Source organism: Mesorhizobium sp. M5C.F.Ca.IN.020.32.2.1 (assembly GCF_004023105.1).
Classification (GTDB): domain Bacteria; phylum Pseudomonadota; class Alphaproteobacteria; order Rhizobiales; family Rhizobiaceae; genus Mesorhizobium; species Mesorhizobium wenxiniae.
Genome location: NZ_RZSX01000881.1, coordinates 1 through 2,533, shown reverse-complemented (window position 1 = coordinate 2,533; position 2,533 = coordinate 1). Strand labels below are relative to the sequence as shown.

General features: G+C 62.3%; 3 protein-coding genes. All 3 read right to left on the bottom strand.

Translation table 11 applies throughout. The features are described 5' to 3' along the window. Positions 1-16: 16 nt before the first annotated feature. Positions 17-655 (bottom strand): 3-oxo-tetronate 4-phosphate decarboxylase, encoded by a 639-nt coding sequence (gene otnC, locus EOA86_RS30330; protein ID WP_128344991.1) that lies wholly within the window; start codon positions 653-655, stop codon positions 17-19. Continuing rightward, complete coding sequence (gene otnK, locus EOA86_RS30325; RefSeq protein WP_128344989.1) at positions 652-1,923, bottom strand: 3-oxo-tetronate kinase; 1,272 nt, start codon at positions 1,921-1,923, stop codon at positions 652-654. Before otnK ends, otnC begins: the two co-directional genes overlap by 4 nt. 11 nt (positions 1,924-1,934) lie before the next feature. Next, positions 1,935-2,533 (bottom strand): amidohydrolase family protein (locus tag EOA86_RS30320; protein WP_164892125.1); only part of this gene is annotated, 599 nt, incomplete at its 5' end.

Here is a 2,533-nt window from a genome sequence, read left to right as displayed (position 1 = left end):
TTCGAGCACTGGCTCGTTAGTAGCTGGCAAAGACGGCCTTCAGTTCATCGACCTGCCCGGCGCTCAGCATGCGTGTCGGCGCGCCACGCAGGAGCACCAGCAGCTTCGCCGTCTCCTCGAGTTCCTCGGCTGCATAGACCGCTGAAGTGATGTCCTTGCCGGTCACGACCGGTCCATGGTTGGCGAGCAGCACCGCAGCGTATTTGCCGCGAAGCTCGCGAATGAGATCGCCGGCTTTTTCGTCGCCGGGACGGACGTAAGGTGCCAGTTTAACCGCACCAACACGCATGACGACGTAAGGTGTGAGCGGCGGAATGCAGTCGTCCGGGTCAACGTCCGTCAGGCATGAGAGCGCGGTGGCAAACGTCGAATGCAAATGCACGACCGCGCCGGTTCCGGGCCTCGTTTCGTAGAAAGCCCGGTGCAGGAAAATCTCCTTGGACGGCTTATCACCCGACAGGTGCCGTCCGTCGCGATCAAGCTTCGCGATGCGGCCTGGATCGAGAAATCCGAGGCATGAATTAGTGGGCGTGATGAGGAGGCCGTCTTCTACTGCGGCGCTGATGTTTCCGGCAGACCCAACCGAGAAACCGCGGTCGTACAGTGACTTCGACAGTCTGGCAATGTCATCGCGAATGCGTGTCTCGTTGCTCATCGTCCTGCCAGCCTTTCAACCGCCTTTTCGAAGAAATCGCGTGAGCCGAAATTTCCAGATTTCAGCGCCAGTGCGATTGGACGCGCATTGCCGGAAACAAGCACCGGCACACCCGGATCGATCTCCGGTCCAATCTTCAACGCACCCAGATCAAGCGCGGAGACGACCGCTCCGGAGGTCTCGCCGCCGGCAACGACGAGCCTCCGGACACCGCTGGCAATCAACTCGCACGCCGTATCGGCAAACAGCGCATCGAGAGTCTGGGCGACATGCTCACGTCCATGAATGCCCTGTAACCGCGCGACCTCTTCAGGCCTGGCAGATGAATAGACCAACGGGGCGCGGCCCGGATTGTCGAGCACAAACGATACCAGTTCATCCGCGTTCGTCTGGCCACGCATGACTGCATCGACGTCGATCGCCAGAGTCGGATGTCGCTTCTTGTGATGATCTATCTGACCGCGTGTCGCGCCGGAGCAGCTTCCGGCAAGAACCGCTTCAGGTCCCTCGACAGAGATCGGGCTGGGCGGAGCGCCTTTGGCCTCGCCGGCTGCGATGAAGTTGGCCGGAAGGCCCAATGCGATCCCGGAGCCGCCGGTGATAAGCTTGGCGCCGGCGCAGGCGCGGCCGATCGCCACCAGATCGTCGGCAGTGATGGCGTCCACGATTGCAAGACGTTCACCCCGGTCGGCGGCCTGCCGCAATTCTGAGGCAATGCGTGCTGCGCCCTCGCGCACGGCCTGCCAGGCAACGAGGCCGACAGGATGCCTTGTCTGCCGACCGAGCCAGCGGCGGATGTCGGGATCCGTCATCGGGTTCAGCGGGTGGTTCTCGAGGCCGGATTCGTTGAGCAGCCGGTCGTGAACGAAAAGGTGCCCCTTGTAGACCGTGCGGCCTGCCGCCGGAAACGCGGGACACGCGACCACGCCATTGACGCCGAGATCATCGGCCAATGCTTCGGCAACAGGTCCGATGTTGCCGCCAGGCGTCGAGTCGAAGGTCGAGCAGTATTTGAAGACGATCTGCCGGCAACCCTGGCCGAGCAGCCAGCGAAGCGCCGTGAGCGATTGCGCGACCGCCTCAGTGACCGGAACTGATCGGCTTTTCAGGGCGACGACACCAGCCTCGATATCGGGCGAAGCATCTGTATGCGGAACGCCGAGAAACTGCGCAGTGTTCAGACCGCCCTGCCCTGGCAGGCCTTTTGCCAGGGTGTTGGCGATGTCGCTCGCGCCGGTGAAGTCGTCTGCAATAACGCCGAGTAGCATCTGGATCGCGCTCAGAAGCCGTAGAGCTTAGCCGGATTGTCGACAAAGACCTTCTGGATCGTGGCCTCGTCTGCTGCCCATCCGGCAGCCAGGTCCATCATCTGTGCGTCATTCGGCTTTCCATGCTTCCCCGGTGATGGATGCGGCCAGTCCGAGCCCCAGAGCACGCGATCCGGCGCAGCCTGCAGGTAGGCCTTGGCGACTGCACCGACGTCTTCGTAAGTCGGCGGGCCGACGAGTGTGTCCTGATAGAGACTTGAGATCTTGGTGTAGGCCTTCCCGCGTGAAAGAAGATCCTGCACCACCTTGAAGGCGGGATGAGCGAGGGCATTCGCCTGCGGCAGGCGTCCAAGATGGTCGAAGACCACGGTGACCGGTACATTTGCAAGGAGGTCCGCGCTCTTGGCGATGTCGTCACCCTTCATATGCACCTGGATATGCCAGCCGAGGGGGGCGACCCGTTTCGACAGCGGCGCGATCATGTCGACGGTCGTCGCGCCGGCACGTCCGAGATTGAAGCGGATGCCTCGCACCCCGAGGCCGCCGAGCCTCTTCAACTCATCATCGCTCACGGACGTATCCACGACCGCAATGCCGCGGACATTGGTAC